Source organism: Pedobacter hiemivivus, assembly GCF_004331685.1.
Classification (GTDB): domain Bacteria; phylum Bacteroidota; class Bacteroidia; order Sphingobacteriales; family Sphingobacteriaceae; genus Pedobacter; species Pedobacter hiemivivus.
This window is the reverse complement of record NZ_SJSM01000014.1, coordinates 1-16343: the sequence shown is the minus strand read 5'-3', so window position 1 is coordinate 16343 and position 16343 is coordinate 1. Positions and strand designations below refer to the sequence as shown.

Here is a 16343-nt window from a genome sequence, read left to right as displayed (position 1 = left end):
TAAAAATATTATTTCAAATGATCGTTAGAAGATTATTGTTAAGCACTGTGATGCTGCTCATTGCTTTCACTTTTACCAATTGCGGAAAAAAGAAAAAAGTAGAGATAGCTCCTTCAATAGAAGAAGAAAAGGATACTACAACAGGACCTACGCCTGTTGCTGAATCTGCTTATGCCTTTCCGGGGGCTGAAGGTTTTGGGCGTAACACAACTGGTGGTAGAGGGGGTAAAGTAATCAAAGTAACCAACCTTAATGATGCAGGAGCGGGCAGCTTAAGAGCAGCCATAGATGCAATTGGTGCTCGTGTTGTAGTTTTTGAAGTTTCGGGTACGATAGCCTTACAAAGTAGATTGGTGATTAGAAATAAAGACATCACCATTGCCGGACAAACGGCTCCGGGTGATGGTATTTGCCTGAGAAATTATGAAGTTAACGTAGGTGCAGACAATGTAATTGTAAGGTATTTGCGCTTTAGAATGGGAGATACAGAGAAGCAGGAAGGCGATGCTTTTGGAGGGAGATTCCAAAAAAATATTATTGTAGACCATTGTTCCATGAGTTGGTCTACGGACGAATGCGTTTCCTTTTATGCAAATGAGAATTTTACTCTTCAGTGGTGTTTGATTGCAGAAAGCTTAAGGAATTCTGTACATGGTAAAGGTGCGCATGGTTACGGTGGAGTATGGGGAGGAAAAAATGCTTCCTTTCATCATAATTTAATGGCCAACCATGATAGTCGTAATCCAAGGTATGGGGAAGAAGCAGGAAAGGCTTTTGCTTTAACCGATCTGGTAGATATCAGAAATAATGTTTTTTACAATTGGGGACCGACTAATAATGCCTACGGTGGTGAAGCAATGAACATCAACATCATCAATAACTATTATAAACCAGGACCGGCAAGTACTAAAAAAGATAGAATCGTTTCTATCGACAAGAATAAAATTCCAGGTACAGAGGTTTACGATATCTGGGGTAAGTTTTATGTGAATGGCAATTATGTAAATGAGCGTGCAACTGCTACGGGTGACAATTGGACTTATGGGGTAGCCAATCAGTTTCATAGTAGCTATGGTACGGTTTCGGACGCGGATAAATTGGCGATTAAGCTTAATACACCTTTGGCAATTGACAACAATGTAACCACACATACGGCTTTAGCAGCTTATGATAAGGTGCTGGATTATGCAGGTGCAGTGTTAAAAAGAGATGCTATAGATACCCGCACCGTTTTACATGCCCGCAATAAAACCTTTTATAAAGTAGGTTCTAATGGAAGCACTAACGGAATTATAGATACCCAAGGAGACGTTGATGGTTGGCCATTGCTACAAAGTTTACCAGCCTTGTTAGATACGGATGGTGATGGTATGCCTGATGAATGGGAAAAAGCCAAAGGCCTTGATTCTAAAGTAGCCAATGCTAGCGGACGGAATTTGAGCACTGCTTATGACAATATAGAAGTATACATCAATAGCCTGGTAGCAACCATTCTTGAAAACCAATTAAAATAATAACCAATAGAACGATGAACCATTTATATAACACACTACTTTTTGCAGGAATTACTTTAGCCACTATTCATGATGCCGATGCTCAGCAAAAAAGCAAAGTTGTTAAAGAAGAAATCATGTCTAACTATGTTTCAAAAGTATGGGTAGCTGATCAGGGCAATGGTACTTACAAGAATCCAATTTTGGATGCGGATTATTCTGATCCGGACGCAATTAGGGTGGGTGATGATTTTTACCTCGTTGCCTCTAGCTTTGATGCGGTCCCTGGATTGCCAATTCTTCATTCTAAAGATTTGGTGAACTGGAAGATCATTGGCCATGTTTTTGACCGTCAGCCTCCTTTTGATCATTTCGCTAAAACCCAACATGGCAATGGTGTTTGGGCTCCTGCTATACGTTACCACAACAATGAGTTTTATATTTATTTTCCAGATCCAGACTTTGGGATTTATGTAACCAAGGCAAAGAATCCTGCAGGTCCTTGGTCTAAGCCAGAACTTATTGAAGCAGGTAAAGGTTTAATTGATCCCTGTCCACTGTGGGATGACAATGGTAAAGTTTATCTGGCCTATGCTTATGCAGGTAGTCGTGCAGGGATAAAAAGTGTAATTGCGGTGAAGCAATTGAATGCTGAAGGTACAAGAACGTTTAATGCTGGTGTAATTGTATATGACGGACATGAAACTGACCCTACTATTGAAGGGCCAAAGTTTTATAAGCGCAATGGTTATTACTACATTTTTGCACCAGCAGGTGGTGTTTCTACAGGATGGCAATTGGTGTTACGCTCCAAAAATATATATGGCCCTTACCAACGTAAAGTAGTAATGGATCAAGGTAAAAGTACTGTGAATGGCCCACACCAAGGTGCTTGGGTAAATACTCAAACTGGTGAAGACTGGTTTTTGCATTTTCAGGATAAAGATGCATATGGTAGGGTTGTACATCTGCAACCTATGAAATGGATAAACGACTGGCCGGTAATAGGTATTGACAAAGATGGAGATGGAATAGGTGAGCCGGTAATGACATATAAAAAGCCGAATGTAGGCAAGATTTATCCAATTCAGACTCCTGTAGAAAGTGATGAATTTAACGGCAGAGCTTTGGGACCTCAATGGCAATGGCAGGCGAATCCAAAAGCAACCTGGTCATTCCTGAATGCTGAAAAAGGTACATTAAGGTTGTATTCGGATCAAGTACCTGATAGTGCAAGGAATTATTGGGATGTACCTAATATTTTACTACAGAAATTTCCAACAGAAGAATTTAAAACAACTACAAAGCTTACATTTTCACCTAATACAAAGATTGAAAATGAAAAAGCAGGATTGATCATTATGGGACAGAGTTATGCTAATCTTTCTATTAAAAGTAAAAAGGATGGCAATTATCTGATTTATTCTGTTGGTAAAAATGCTCACAAAGGTGGGAAAGAAGTAGAAACAACATTAAGCAAACTGACTGGGGCTACACTTTACTTGCGTGTAACCGTAGTTAAAGGTGGGAAGTGTAAATTCAGCTATAGCTTAGATGGGCAGAAATTTGAAGATGCCGGGAACGAGTTTGTGGCAACGCCGGGGCAATGGATAGGTGCAAAAGTAGGCCTTTTCTGTACCAGAGATGTGAAAATTAATGATTCAGGGTACGCTGATTTCGATTGGTTCAGAATAGAACCAGTCAACTAAAAACATATAATAGAGATGAAATATTTATTAAAAAATTTGTCATTAATTGTACTATCCCTTGTATGCTGGGTAACGCAACTCTTGGCACAGTCAGCGGTTTTTCCAAAAGAGATTACTGTAGCCCAGGATGGGAGTGGTAATTATCAAACGATACAGGAAGCTGTAAATTCAGTACGTGATTTAGGAGGGAAGAGCGTAAAGATTTTTATTAAAAAAGGAATCTATAAGGAGAAGCTGGTTATTCCAACCTGGAAGACAAATATCTCGTTGATTGGAGAGGATAAAGAAAATACCATCATCACTAACAATGATTTCTCTGGGAAGGTTTATCCACAAGGTAAAGATGCTTTTGGTAAAGACAAGTTTACCACCTATACTTCCTATACCGTATTGGTACAGGGAAATGACTTGAGTATGGAAAATCTGACTATAGCCAATACGGCTGGTGCAGTAGGACAGGCAGTAGCATTGCATGTAGAGGGCGATCGCTTTGTGGCCAAAAACTGTAAACTATTGGGTTTTCAGGATACCCTTTATGCTGCGACAGAGAAAAGCCGTCAGTTTTACCAGGATTGTTACATAGAGGGCACTACAGATTTTATTTTTGGTGAAGCAACAGCAGTTTTTCAAAACTATACCATCAATAGCCTGAGTAATTCTTATGTAACTGCTGCCGCTACCAGAGCGAATCAGAAATTTGGCTTTGTGCTTTTTAACTGCACACTTAAAGCGGTAGAAAAAGTAACAAAAGTATATCTGGGTAGACCATGGAGGCCTTATGCAAAAACGGTTTTTATAAACTGTGAGTTAGGTAGTCACATTACATCAGAAGGTTGGAACCCTTGGAAGGGGGATGCTATGTTTCCTGATAAAGAGAAAACAGCCTATTATGCGGAATTTGGGAGTAAAGGTCCGGGGGCAGCTGCAAAAGCCCGTGTAGCTTGGTCGCACCAGTTAAATGCTAAAGCAGTAAAATCTTATACACTTAAAAATATACTAGGCAGCGCGGATAATTGGGACCCATTGTCAGGAATTTAAAATCATTATTAAAAGAAAAAAAACAATGAAATCGTATAAAAATATAGCAAAGATTGTGTTGGCTTGTATGGCCTGCCTGTTTTTTGTAGAGGTTAATGCTCAGGATTTGCAGGCAGACAATATGCTGTTGTTCCAACGTGGGAATGGCGGTTGGTCTAAACAGTTCAAAGGCAAAGCTTTTAAGTATGATGTTGAGTTTTCGGAAAGCCAAAAATCTGAAATAGCAGAAGAAGCTGCGAGAGATGATGCCAATATTGACAATGGCTCTACAGCCAAAGAAATCAGGTATTTGGTTAAGGCTTATAAAAAAGATAACAATCCAAAGTATCTGGCTGCTGCCGAGAATGGTATTCGCTATCTGTTAAAAGCCCAATATCAAAATGGAGGATGGCCACAGTATTACCCGGATAAGCATCTTTATAGAGCGCACATTACCTATAACGACAATGCTATGATCAATGCATTGAATATCCTGCAAGATGTGGTGCTAAGTAAAAATGACTTGGATGTAGTTAGTCCAAAGTTAATAGAGCCTAGTGCCAATGCGATTAAGAAGGGGATTGACTGTATACTAAAAACGCAAATTAAAGTAAACGGTAAACTTACGGCCTGGTGTCAACAGTATGATGAACGGACATTAGAACCAGCAAAGGCCAGAGCTTACGAGCTACCTTCTATAAGTGGCTCTGAAAGTGATGAAATTGTTGAGTTTCTAATGAGCCAGCCAAATCCTTCAAAGCAAATCAAGGATGCTGTAAATGCAGCTGTAGAATGGTTTCAGACCGTAAAAATCTCAGGCTATAAGGTAATTGATGTGCCGGCTCCAGGTACGGAATTGGGCAAAGATAGACAAGTGGTAGCTGATCCGGCATCCACGATATGGGCTAGGTATTATGAGATTGGAACCAATCGACCTTTCTTTTGTGACAGGGACGGTATTGTAAAATATTCCATTCAAGATATCGGTTACGAGCGACGTAATGGGTATGCCTGGTATGGGAATTGGCCCAAAAAAGTGCTGGATAAGGGCTATTCAGAGTGGTTAAAGAGAAATAGTAAATAAGTAATAGAGATTTTTGTTTTAATGGTTTTTAATTAAGTACAATCATGGGGTTTATGACAAATGCTAAGTATAAGCTGAAGGGCTTGCTGGCAACATTTTTTGCAATGCTGGTGTTGGATGCAAGCGCACAACAACCAGTTACAATTTGGAAAACTACTGCAGAGCCATTAGCGGAAATGGCGCGGATCAGAAAACTGATCAACGCACCGATTTTTCCTGCTAAGGATTTTTTGATCACTAAATATGGTGCTAAAGGGGATGGGAAAACGTTGAATACGGAAGCTTTTAAAAAAGCCATCGCCGATTGTGCTAAAAATGGTGGCGGAAGGGTTGTTGTTCCTTTGGGTAATTTTTTAACAGGTGCCATTCACTTAAAAAGTAATGTAAACCTGCATTTGGCAGACAATGCAAAGATTATTTTTAGTGCAAATCCTAAGCACTATCCAATTGTGTTTGGCAGATGGGAAGGAATGGAGCTGATGAATTACTCCGCATTTATTTACGCTTACGGGCAGAAAAATATTGCCATTACAGGTAAAGGAATATTGGATGGCAATGCAACTTATAAAGATTGGTATGCATGGAATGTGGGTAAACCATCAAAGCAAGTTAAAGCAAGAGATGTGTTACACGATTTAAATCATAAACAAACCAATCCTAAAACTCGGGTGTTTGGTGAAGGCGACTTTTTACGCCCTAATTTTATCCAGCTTTATAGCTGTAACAGCATCCTGATCGCTGACGTAAAGATGGTTAATTCGCCAATGTGGAATGTAAATCCTGTATTGTGCGAAAATGTGACCATTGAAAACCTAAGGATTATTGCCCACGGTTCTAATACGGATGGTGTTAATCCAGAATCTTGTAAAAATGTACTCATCAGGAACTGTTATTTTGATACCGGCGATGATTGCATTGCTATTAAATCAGGAAGAGATCAGGACGGTCGTAGAATTGGAAGACCGGCCGAAAATCACATTATAGAAAATTGTGAGATGAAAGATGGACATGGTGGTGTGGTAATTGGAAGTGAAATATCAGGTGGAGCTAGAAACATTTTTGCTATCAATTGTATCATGGACAGTCCAAATTTAGATCGGATTTTAAGATTAAAAACAAGCTCTAGCAGAGGTGGTATTATTGAAAACGTGTTTATGAAAGACATCAAAGTAGGTGCCTATCGAGATGCTGCGGTTACTTGTAATATGTTTTATGAGAAGCCCGGTAATTTTATGCCCGTGATTAGAAACATATGGGTGGAGAATATTGATGTAGAGAAAGGTGGCGACTACGCTATTTTCGTAAACGCTTATAAAGAATCACCGGTTGAAAACTTAAGGATGATCAACTGTAACATTCGCGGTGTAAAAACGCCGATGAAGATCGATCACGTGAAGAATTTTAAGTTAGAAAATGTAACGATCAACGGTAAGTTGATGACAAAGTAAAGGTTGTTAGTTGCGGGTAAATAATTCGGTATCAATCACCTTATTCTCAAAGTCCGTTACGGGATATTTACTTTCTATAAGCTGCAGCAGCATTTCTGTTGCAGTTTCTCCCATTTTAAATGCCGGTTGTCGCACAGAGCTGATCGGGTACTCGAACAGGTTCAGCACATCAGAGTTGCTGAACCCTGCTAGTGCAATTTGATCAGGAACTTTGACATTCAGTTTTTTCAATACTTCAAGGCAACCAATGGATAGGCGGTCGCCAGCTATAAAAATTGCATCTGGCTTATCCTTTAAGTTAACCAGTTCTAAAACTGCCCGTTCTGTTTCTTCAGGAAACATGCCACCATGTGGACAATGTTTGATATAATCAGGATTTACTGGGATATTATATTTATTCAACGCAGCAGTATACCCACGTAAACGCTCAATACTGATGGATAGATGATCAGAACTGGTAAGGTGGGCAATTTTCTTGTAGCCAGATATAATCAGATGTGATGTAGCCTCAAAAGCGCCCTGTTCGTTATTTGCCGTGATTTTATGCGTATGGATGTCATTAGGAACCCGATCAAAAAAGACCATGGGCATACCTCTTTCATGTAAGTATTTTAAATGAGCAGTGTCGGAGGTTTCGGCAGAAAGAGAAATTAGCAAACCATCAATAGAACGGGATGCAAGGTGTTGTACGTTTATTTTTTCTCTGGCATACGATTCATGGGTTTGCGTAATGATGACGTGATACCCTCTGTCGTATGCAATAGATTCAATGCCATTGATGGCCTGAGAAAAGTAATGGTTGGCGACTTCACTCACCACCACACCAATCGATTTTGTCCTTCGTTCTTTTAAACTTAAAGCATTCGGATTAGGCTGATAGTTTATCTTTTCAGCATATTCAAAGACTAGTTTTTTTGTCTTTGCACTAATCTCATAAGTATCCCTTAAAGCTCTGGAAACTGTAGATGTGGATAGTCCCAGGGCATTAGCGATATCTTTTAAGGTAGGTGGCTCGAACATAAAAACTAAATAAGATGCAATATAACGTTATTCTTATAATATCAGTTGGTGGCAGTAATGATATCGGGAACGATTGCGCAAATTAAACCGACTGACTTAAACAATCTATTACAAAAACACTGTAATTTGTTGTACAGAGAACTAACCAAACTTACTACGACCTGAAAAATGAAAAGATTACTTTTATGCCTTACCTGCCTAATGTGTTTTTATACCTCTTTTGCCCAAAAAGCCGATTTTGTGGTGGCAAAAGATGGGACTGGAGATTTTAAGACCGTACAAGAGGCCATAAGTGCTGTTCCTGATTTTAGAAATATAACGACTACCATACTCATTAAAAATGGAGTCTATAAAGAAAAACTAAACCTTTCAGCATCTAAGAGAAAAGTGAAATTGCTAGGCGAAAGTCTGGATAAAACAGTGCTTACCTACGATGACTACGCGCAAAAGAAAAATAGTTTCGGAGAAAATATAGGTACTTCCGGATCCTCGTCATTCTTCATTTACGCCGATGACTTTACTGCTGAAAATATCACCTTTGAGAATAGTGCCGGACCGGTTGGTCAGGCAGTTGCCCTTTGGATTGCCGGGGATAGGGCTCGCTTTATGAATTGTAGGATGCTTGGTTTTCAGGATACGCTCTACACTTACGGAAAAGGAAGTAGACAGTATTTTTATAAGTGCTTTATCAGCGGAACAGTTGATTTTATATTTGGTTCGGCCACTGCAATCTTTGATGAATGTGAAATCTTCTGCAAGAAACAAGGTTATGTTACTGCTGCTGCTACGCCCGACACCACTAAATATGGCTATGTATTTATGAATTGTAAAATCGGTGGCTCTGCACCAGATGGAACAGTGTATCTAGGGCGGCCATGGCGTCCAGCTGCAAAAACCGTTTTTTTAAACTGTGAACTAAGCCCCGTTATAAAACTTGAAGGTTGGCACAACTGGGGCAAAGAAAGTAATGAGCAAACAGCTTTCTATGCAGAATATAAAAACAAAGGAATAGGAGCGCAACCTGAAAAAAGAGTAACCTGGTCGTACCAGCTCAGCGACGAAGCAGCTAAGGACTATACCATCACACAAATATTCAGAGGGTGGGATCCTACTATTTAAACATTGGGATCCTGCTACTTAAATTTGGTCCGTACTCGATAAACGAAGTTACTGATCACTAATTAAGTTTAGTTACAAAATTGGGTATGCCGAAGAGACCTTCTGAGCTTTGCTCCCTTTTCAGGGAGCCTAAGATCAGGCAGTCTCAGAGGCATATCCCTATTTTGTCTTTGGCAACGATTGCGCAGTTATTTTCCCCTTTTTAGTTTCAATCTTATCTAAAACTGCGTAGACTTGTTTTATTGAGTGAAAATCAAATATAAATCTTATGTTTAAGTATGAAAAAGTAGTATCTGCTATATTCGCAGTTCCTCTATTTGTCTTCTCGTTTAATGCCGTTGCGCAAAATACAAATGCTGCAAAAGGGTACTCTTTTGATAACCTGCCAGTAGTGGCTGCAACTTCTTTTAAAAAAGATACCATTAGCATCCTTAAATATGGCGCAAAAAATGATGGCCTTACCTTGAATACGAATAGCATCAATCAAGCGATATCAGATTGCAATAAGCGTGGTGGCGGCGTTGTCCTTATCCCGGAAGGCTTATGGATTACCGGACCGATAGAATTGAGAAGTAATGTAAACTTGCATTTAAAAAAGAATGCTTTGCTACAGTTTACGAAAGATTTTAATCAGTATCCTTTGGTGGAGGGCAGTTGGGAAGGCATACCTCAGATGCGTAATCAATCTCCAATATGGGCCATTGGTCAGCAAAATATTGCCATTACGGGATTTGGTATTATTGATGGAGCAGGAGATGCATGGCGGATGGTGAAAAAAGATAAGCTTACTGAAAGCCAATGGAAAGACTTGTTGGCGTCTGGTGGAATATTGAGTGAGAATAAGAAGATTTGGTATCCTTCAGAAAAATCACTTAAAGGTTCTAAGATGAAAGATCCAGGTCTGATTACCAAGGAGAAGAATGCTGATTTTTATGCGGAAATTAAAGACTTTTTACGTCCCAACTTAATGGTGCTGACCAGTTGCAAACGTGTTTTGCTGGAGGGGGTAACTTTCCAAAACTCGCCAGCATGGAACCTTCATCCTTTAATGACAGAGGATTTAACCATCAGAAATGTATATGCCAAAAATCCTTGGTATGCCCAAAATGGCGACGGACTAGATTTAGAGTCTTGTAAAAACGTACTCGTAGAAGGTAGTACATTTGACGTAGGTGATGATGGGATTTGCATCAAATCAGGTCGTGATGCTGCCGGACGCAAGCGTGGTATGCCGACAGAAAATGTAATCATTCGCAACAGCACAGTATACCATGCACATGGTGGTTTTGTAATTGGCAGTGAAATGTCTGGCGGAGCAAGAAATATCTTTATCTCAGATTGCACGTTTATCGGGACAGATATTGGCCTTCGTTTTAAAACAACCAGAGGTCGTGGAGGTATTGTAGAAAATATCTATGCCAAGAATATCAACATGAAAGATATTGCTGGTGAAGCCATTCTTTTCGATATGTATTATGCTGCGGTTGATCCGATACCTTTGGCAGGCGAAACAAGAGAAACCCCCAAATTGAAGTTGCTGCCGGTTACCGAAGAGACACCTGTGTTCAGGAAGTTTTACATCAGGAATATAGTTTGTGACGGTGCGGAGAAGGCGGTATTTGTTAGGGGCTTGCCGGAAATGAGCATCAGCGATATTTACATAGATAATCTGATTGCTAAAGCCAAAGCCGGAATTGACATACAGGAAGCAAAGAACATACATATTTCTAATGCCCATCTGGAAATAAAGAATGCACTACCTTTAATCTATATCCAAAACGGGAAATCTATTGGATTGAAAAATATAAGCTATATCAATGCTGATTTATTGTTCAGGATAAATGGTGATAGAAATGCAGATATTATTTTGTCAGAAACCAATACGACAAAGTCGAAACTGAAAACTGAGTTTGGTCATGGTGCTGCAGCAGGCGTATTGCAAATAAAAAAATAAATAAGATAGTAAAGAAGTGTTACGACGATTTTACGCAATCGTTATCGATAACGTTTGCGTAAATAATTACGCTTGAACAACGTTTCTAACTTATAATAATTACGTAGACTTGTTTTACGACCGTATTAAAAACTGAATATGAACTTATCAAAAGATACGTTAAACGACATTAAAGCTGTCGGTTTAATCCTTCCAAAAGAAGAACTATTTAACCTTCCTGAAAAGGTATTGCAATTTGGAACAGGTGTTCTATTGCGCGGATTACCAGATTATTTTATAGATAAAGCCAATAGGAATGGCTTGTTTAATGGCAGAGTAGTAGTAGTTAAATCCACTAGCAAAGGCGGTACAAAAGAATTTGATGCACAGAATAGTTTATATACAATATGCGTAAGAGGGATTGAAAACGGACAACCGGTTGAGGAAAATATCATTTCATCCGCTATCAGTCGCGTACTCACTGCAGATCAGGATTGGGATGCGATATTGGAAATTGCCAGTGCCCCAGAATTAAACATCATCGTATCCAATACCACCGAAGTGGGTATACAATTGGTAAAAGAAAGTATAGCTCAAAAACCACCGGTATCATTTCCGGCTAAACTATTAGCTGTTTTATATGCCAGATATAAAGCTTTAGGCTCGACGGCGGCAGCTGATCTTGCTGTAATTGCTACAGAATTGATCTCAGATAATGGAAAGAAGCTAGAAGCGATTGTATTTGAGCTTGCAGCCTTTAACGAATTAGAAGAGGCGTTTAAGACGTGGTTAAGTACACATATTCGTTTTTGCAATTCGTTGGTAGACCGTATTGTTCCAGGTAAACCAGATGCTGCTGCACTAGCAAAACTAGAAGCAGCGCTTGGTTATACCGATGAACTGATCATTATGGCCGAGCCTTATCGCTTGTGGGCAATTGAAGGTGACGAGAAGGTTTCTGCTTTGTTAGGATTGGAAGGTGCAGATCAAGGGGTAATTGTTAGACCCGATATTGAGATCTTTAAAGAATTGAAAGTGCGTTTATTAAACGGATCACATACATTGACCTCAGGGATAGCCTACCTGTCGGGTATAGATACCGTAACTAAGGCAATGAACAATGAGGCTACCCGCAACTATGTCAAAGAGCTGATGATGCAGGAAATAGTAGGTGCTATACCCTATGATGTAGCCGAAGCAGAAGCTGTAGCGTTTGCAAATACAGTAATTGATCGTTTTGCAAATCCCAATATTGAGCACTTATGGATCAATATTACTTTTCAGTATACCATGAAAATGAAAATCAGGGTGCTGCCTGTATTGCTAAACTATTATAAAATAAACAATAAAGTACCGAGTCATATTGCCTTTGGTTTTGCCGCATTCCTATTGTTTATGAAAGTAGCCAGAAAAGAAGGTAACCAGTATTTTGGAAGTTACGAAGGCAAAGAATACTTGATTACTGATGATGAAGCGTCATATTTCTATGAAGTAGCCCAACAAAGTGAGGCAGATTATGTAGATTTATTATTGGCCAACGCTGCGTTATGGGGAACTGATCTCTCTGTGCTTGATGGTTTTAATCGTACTGTAAAAGAGAATTATAACAATATATTGAAAAATGGTGTGGCCAATGCCTTGGCTAGTATTGATCAATCATTACAAGTATCAAAATAATGAAACAAAGAATATTAAAGGTTCACTCTAAGGATAATGTACTGGTTGCGCTTACGGATCTTGTGAAAGGGGAAGAGGTAATTTACGAAGGTCAATCTTATTTGCTGACCGACAATGTACCTGCAAAGCATAAGTTTACCACTACAGATATGGCGGTTGGTGATCAGTTGATCATGTATGGTGTTTTGGTAGGTAAAGCCCAAATAGATATTCCGGTAGGGTCTATTATAACTACTGGTAATATCAAACACGCTGCAACGGAGTTTAATACGACGGATGCGCACATCAACTGGGAGAAACCAGACATTACTGAATGGAAAGATAGGACCTTTAATGGCTTTCATCGTACAGATGGGCAGGTGGGGACGGCTAATTACTGGTTAGTGATACCCATGGTTTTTTGCGAAAACAGGAACCTCGAAGTGATACAGGAAGCATTGATGAACAATCTTGGCTATGGCAGAAATGAAAACTACCAGGTGCAAGCCAAAGAATTGATGTCCCTTTACGAAAAAGGAGCCAGCGTAAATGATATTTTAAATGCTGAGCTGACCTACTCGGAAAACGTTGCAAAGCAAAACCGCATGTTTCCAAATGTGGATGGTATTAAATTTTTAACACATACAGGTGGCTGTGGTGGTACTCGTCAGGATTCTGAAACCCTTTGTGGTTTGTTGGCCGGTTACATTACCCATCCAAATGTTGCCGGTGCAACGGTTTTAAGCTTAGGTTGTCAGAATGCACAGGTAAGCATCCTTAAAGAAGAAATAGAAAAAAGAAGTCGCAATTTTGACAAACCACTTTATATTCTAGATCAGCAAACGATAGGCAAAGAATCGGAATTGTTGGGACAGGCGATTAAACAAACTTTTGCAGGTCTGATACAAGCCAACGCCAACGAAAGAAAACCTGCTGCGTTAAGTAACCTTTGTATTGGTTTGGAATGTGGTGGTTCTGATGGTTTCTCTGGAATATCCGCAAACCCAGCAATTGGTTATGCCTCTGATTTACTGGTTGCACTTGGTGGATCAGTGATTCTTGCCGAGTTCCCGGAACTTTGCGGTGTAGAACAAAACCTGAGTGATCGTTGCGTAGATAAGGAGGATGCCGAGCGTTTTGAGCATCTGATGAAAACTTACAGCAAAAGAGCTACCGAAGCTGGTTCAGGTTTTGATATGAATCCTTCACCAGGTAATATTAAAGATGGTTTGATTACTGATGCTATTAAATCTGCCGGTGCAGCTAAAAAAGGAGGGACCTCTCCAGTTGTGGCTGTATTGGATTATCCAGAGAAAGTATCTAAACCGGGATTGAACTTATTGTGTACACCAGGCAATGATGTGGAGTCCACGACTGCCGAAGTCGGATCGGGAGCCAACGTGGTACTTTTTACCACGGGATTGGGAACGCCAACTGGTAATCCTATTGCTCCGGTGATTAAAATATCGAGCAATACCAAATTGTTTAACAAGATGAGTGACATCATTGATTTGGATACAGGACCTATTATTGATGGCGATGAAACCATTAAAGAGGCCGGTAGTCGAATTTTAGATTATGTAATTGGTGTAGCAAGTGGCACAACCACTGTAAGTGCAGTGCGCCATATTCAGGATGATTTTATTCCATGGAAAAGAGGTGTTTCCTTGTAAGGAAACCTGATATAAATAATTAACATATATATACTATATATAAATAGCGTTAGATGAAGAATTTTTTAGACGATAATTTTCTATTAGAAACTAAGACGGCCGAGATGCTGTATCATGATTATGCCAAGCAAATGCCGATAATTGATTATCATAATCATTTGATTCCTGAGCAGATTGCAAACGACATCAATTTTGAAAACATTACACAGGTTTGGTTGGCGGGCGACCATTATAAATGGCGTGCTATGCGGGCAAATGGTGTGGATGAATATTATATCACTGGGGGAGCAACCGACCTGGAGAAATTTAAAAAATGGGCAGAGACGGTTCCTTATACTTTAAGAAATCCATTATACCATTGGACACACCTGGAACTACAGCGTTACTTTGATATACATGAAGTATTGTCTGGCGATAATGCAGAACGTATATATAATGAGTGTACAGCTAAACTTCAACGTCCGGAGTATTCTGTTCAGAACTTACTTCGCAAAATGAAGGTGGAGACTTTATGTACTACTGATGATCCGCTTGATAGCTTGGAATTTCACCAGAAAATCAAGAATGATGGGGTAGATATAAAGGTATTCCCGGCCTTTAGACCAGATAAGGCTATGAATGCGGATGATGTAGCAGGATTAAATACTTATATCGATAAGCTTGCGGAATTGACAGGTGGGGAGATCAATGATTTGGATACTTATCTTTCAGCTTTGAAATCGCGCCATGATTATTTTGCTGCTAATGGCTGTACGGTTTCTGACCATGGTTTGGAGCAGATTTATGCAGAGGACTATACTTTAGCAGAGGTTAAATCTATCTTTACTAAGATTAGAGCTAATGCAGCATTAACTTTAGAGGAGGTGCTGAAGTTTAAATCGGCTTTGCTGTTTGAATTTGCCCTTTGGGATCATGAGAAGGGGTGGGTACAACAATATCACCTTGGTGCTTTAAGAAACAATAACAATAGGTTGCTAAGCCAGCTAGGGCCTGATACGGGCTTTGATTCAATAGGTGATTTTAGTCAGGGTAAACAGCTTTCTAAGTTTTTAAATAACCTTGATTCGCAAAACAGACTGGCTAAGACTATTTTGTATAACCTAAATCCTGCCGACAATGAATTGATGGCAACTATGATTGGAAATTATAACGACGGAACTGTTGCCGGAAAAGTGCAATGGGGATCGGGATGGTGGTTCCTGGATCAAAAGGATGGGATGATTAAACAGATCAATACATTGTCTAATATGGGACTATTGAGCCGTTTTGTAGGTATGCTTACCGATTCAAGGAGTTTCCTTTCTTATCCGCGCCATGAGTATTTCAGACGTATTTTATGTAATCTGTTTGGAGAGGACGTAGAGAAAGGTGAATTGCCGGACAATACGGAGTGGATTGGACAGTTAGTGCAAGATATCTGTTATAATAACGCTAAATCGTATTTCAACTTTTAATACTCAGTTTCAATTTTAGATAGGCCCTTATGGTAGAAGTATCGTAAGGGCTTTTTTGTGGGTTAAGGTTATAGAGCTGAAAAGGTTACTGTAGTACCCTTCGAGAGTTCTTCGGGCACGCGTTTACAGTCATAGGATTTTTAAAGGAATATCAATGGGTCTAATACGGGTTTCGCTATACAGTTGGTCTAATACGCTAATTTCATGATCCTTCTTTTTTAAAATAGCTTTCAGTTTTTCTGGTTGTGTTGCAGGTACTTATGGGTTTAACGGAGATAATAGTGTGTTTAAGTTTGCGGGGGCGTATAATTTTCCTACTTTTGCATCCCGCTTCGGAGGAAGGGTTTGTAAGAAAAGGATAAGGATGAAGGTTGAACTGAAGGGTTAGAAAAAGAGATTGGTGTTTCTTTATGAGTGTTTAAAAGGCTCGAAAAATAAAAGAAATAAAGTTTAATAAAAAGCTTGACAAAACCAAAAAGATTTCTACCTTTGCAATCCCAAACAGAACGGGAGTTACCAAACGGAGTTTGTTAACAGAATAAAAAAGATTGAAACGTTGAGGATTTGAAACTGAGATTCGGAACATTAAGACCGGAACGAAACTGAAGAATAATAAACGAAGAAATATAAAGAAGACCCGTGAGGCGATTCGAGAAGTTCATTAAAGAGATGTCATTTATAAAGCATAGCGAGGTAAGATAGTACAGTTTCAAAGTACATGAAAACCAAAGCTATTT

11 protein-coding genes are annotated in these 16343 nt (G+C 39.4%); 10 read left to right on the top strand and 1 reads right to left on the bottom strand.

Annotated features, from left to right (window positions below; translation table 11 throughout):
• Positions 1 to 17 precede the first annotated feature (17 nt).
• The 5 genes from EZ444_RS18890 to EZ444_RS18870 are packed head-to-tail and all read left to right on the top strand — an operon-like array spanning position 18 to position 6751.
• Positions 18 to 1514 (top strand): polysaccharide lyase domain-containing protein, encoded by a 1497-nt coding sequence (locus EZ444_RS18890; protein ID WP_205945309.1) that lies wholly within the window; start codon positions 18 to 20, stop codon positions 1512 to 1514.
• A gap of 14 nt (positions 1515 to 1528) precedes the next feature.
• Positions 1529 to 3202 (top strand): glycoside hydrolase family 43 protein, encoded by a 1674-nt coding sequence (locus tag EZ444_RS18885; protein ID WP_205945308.1) that lies wholly within the window; start codon positions 1529 to 1531, stop codon positions 3200 to 3202.
• Positions 3203 to 3217: 15 nt separating this feature from the next.
• Positions 3218 to 4240, top strand: coding sequence for a pectinesterase family protein (locus tag EZ444_RS18880; protein WP_131610707.1), 1023 nt, complete (start codon positions 3218 to 3220; stop codon positions 4238 to 4240).
• A gap of 25 nt (positions 4241 to 4265) precedes the next feature.
• Positions 4266 to 5303 carry a pectate lyase gene (gene pelA / locus EZ444_RS18875; protein WP_205945307.1) on the top strand — a complete coding sequence of 346 codons (1038 nt, stop codon included), beginning with the start codon at positions 4266 to 4268 and terminating at the stop codon, positions 5301 to 5303.
• A gap of 44 nt (positions 5304 to 5347) precedes the next feature.
• Positions 5348 to 6751 carry a glycoside hydrolase family 28 protein gene (locus EZ444_RS18870; protein WP_225874772.1) on the top strand — a complete coding sequence of 468 codons (1404 nt, stop codon included), beginning with the start codon at positions 5348 to 5350 and terminating at the stop codon, positions 6749 to 6751.
• 6 nt (positions 6752 to 6757) lie between these two features.
• Here EZ444_RS18870 and EZ444_RS18865 read toward each other — a convergent pair whose 3' ends face one another.
• Positions 6758 to 7771 (bottom strand): LacI family DNA-binding transcriptional regulator, encoded by a 1014-nt coding sequence (locus EZ444_RS18865; RefSeq protein ID WP_131610706.1) that lies wholly within the window; start codon positions 7769 to 7771, stop codon positions 6758 to 6760.
• A 168-nt stretch (positions 7772 to 7939) separates the two neighbouring features.
• On the opposite strand from EZ444_RS18865, the gene EZ444_RS18860 reads away from it, so the two are divergent.
• The 5 genes from EZ444_RS18860 to uxaC all read left to right on the top strand — a co-directional run bounded on the left by EZ444_RS18860 (position 7940) and on the right by uxaC (position 15606).
• Complete coding sequence (locus EZ444_RS18860) at positions 7940 to 8890, top strand: pectinesterase family protein (protein ID WP_131610705.1); 951 nt, start codon at positions 7940 to 7942, stop codon at positions 8888 to 8890.
• Between the two features lie 268 nt (positions 8891 to 9158).
• Positions 9159 to 10844 (top strand): glycoside hydrolase family 28 protein, encoded by a 1686-nt coding sequence (locus tag EZ444_RS18855; RefSeq protein ID WP_131610704.1) that lies wholly within the window; start codon positions 9159 to 9161, stop codon positions 10842 to 10844.
• 138 nt (positions 10845 to 10982) lie between these two features.
• Positions 10983 to 12500 (top strand): tagaturonate reductase, encoded by a 1518-nt coding sequence (locus tag EZ444_RS18850; RefSeq protein WP_131610703.1) that lies wholly within the window; start codon positions 10983 to 10985, stop codon positions 12498 to 12500.
• Positions 12500 to 14152, top strand: coding sequence for a UxaA family hydrolase (locus EZ444_RS18845; protein WP_131610702.1), 1653 nt, complete (start codon positions 12500 to 12502; stop codon positions 14150 to 14152). Before EZ444_RS18850 ends, EZ444_RS18845 begins: the two co-directional genes overlap by 1 nt.
• Before the next feature lie 53 nt (positions 14153 to 14205).
• On the top strand, positions 14206 to 15606 hold the full coding sequence (uxaC, locus tag EZ444_RS18840) for a glucuronate isomerase (protein ID WP_131610701.1): 1401 nt from the start codon (positions 14206 to 14208) through the stop codon (positions 15604 to 15606).
• Positions 15607 to 16343 lie beyond the last annotated feature (737 nt).

Excerpts from the sequence above, each read along its gene's own strand:
- EZ444_RS18890 (WP_205945309.1), top strand. The coding sequence starts at position 18 with ATGATCGTTAGAAGATTATTGTTAAGCACTGTGATGCTGCTCATTGCT.
- EZ444_RS18885 (WP_205945308.1), top strand. The coding sequence starts at position 1,529 with ATGAACCATTTATATAACACACTACTTTTTGCAGGAATTACTTTAGCC.
- EZ444_RS18880 (WP_131610707.1), top strand. The coding sequence starts at position 3,218 with ATGAAATATTTATTAAAAAATTTGTCATTAATTGTACTATCCCTTGTA.
- pelA (WP_205945307.1), top strand. The coding sequence starts at position 4,266 with ATGAAATCGTATAAAAATATAGCAAAGATTGTGTTGGCTTGTATGGCC.
- EZ444_RS18870 (WP_225874772.1), top strand. The coding sequence starts at position 5,348 with ATGGGGTTTATGACAAATGCTAAGTATAAGCTGAAGGGCTTGCTGGCA.
- EZ444_RS18865 (WP_131610706.1), bottom strand. The coding sequence starts at position 7,771 with ATGTTCGAGCCACCTACCTTAAAAGATATCGCTAATGCCCTGGGACTA.
- EZ444_RS18860 (WP_131610705.1), top strand. The coding sequence starts at position 7,940 with ATGAAAAGATTACTTTTATGCCTTACCTGCCTAATGTGTTTTTATACC.
- EZ444_RS18855 (WP_131610704.1), top strand. The coding sequence starts at position 9,159 with ATGTTTAAGTATGAAAAAGTAGTATCTGCTATATTCGCAGTTCCTCTA.
- EZ444_RS18850 (WP_131610703.1), top strand. The coding sequence starts at position 10,983 with ATGAACTTATCAAAAGATACGTTAAACGACATTAAAGCTGTCGGTTTA.
- EZ444_RS18845 (WP_131610702.1), top strand. The coding sequence starts at position 12,500 with ATGAAACAAAGAATATTAAAGGTTCACTCTAAGGATAATGTACTGGTT.
- uxaC (WP_131610701.1), top strand. The coding sequence starts at position 14,206 with ATGAAGAATTTTTTAGACGATAATTTTCTATTAGAAACTAAGACGGCC.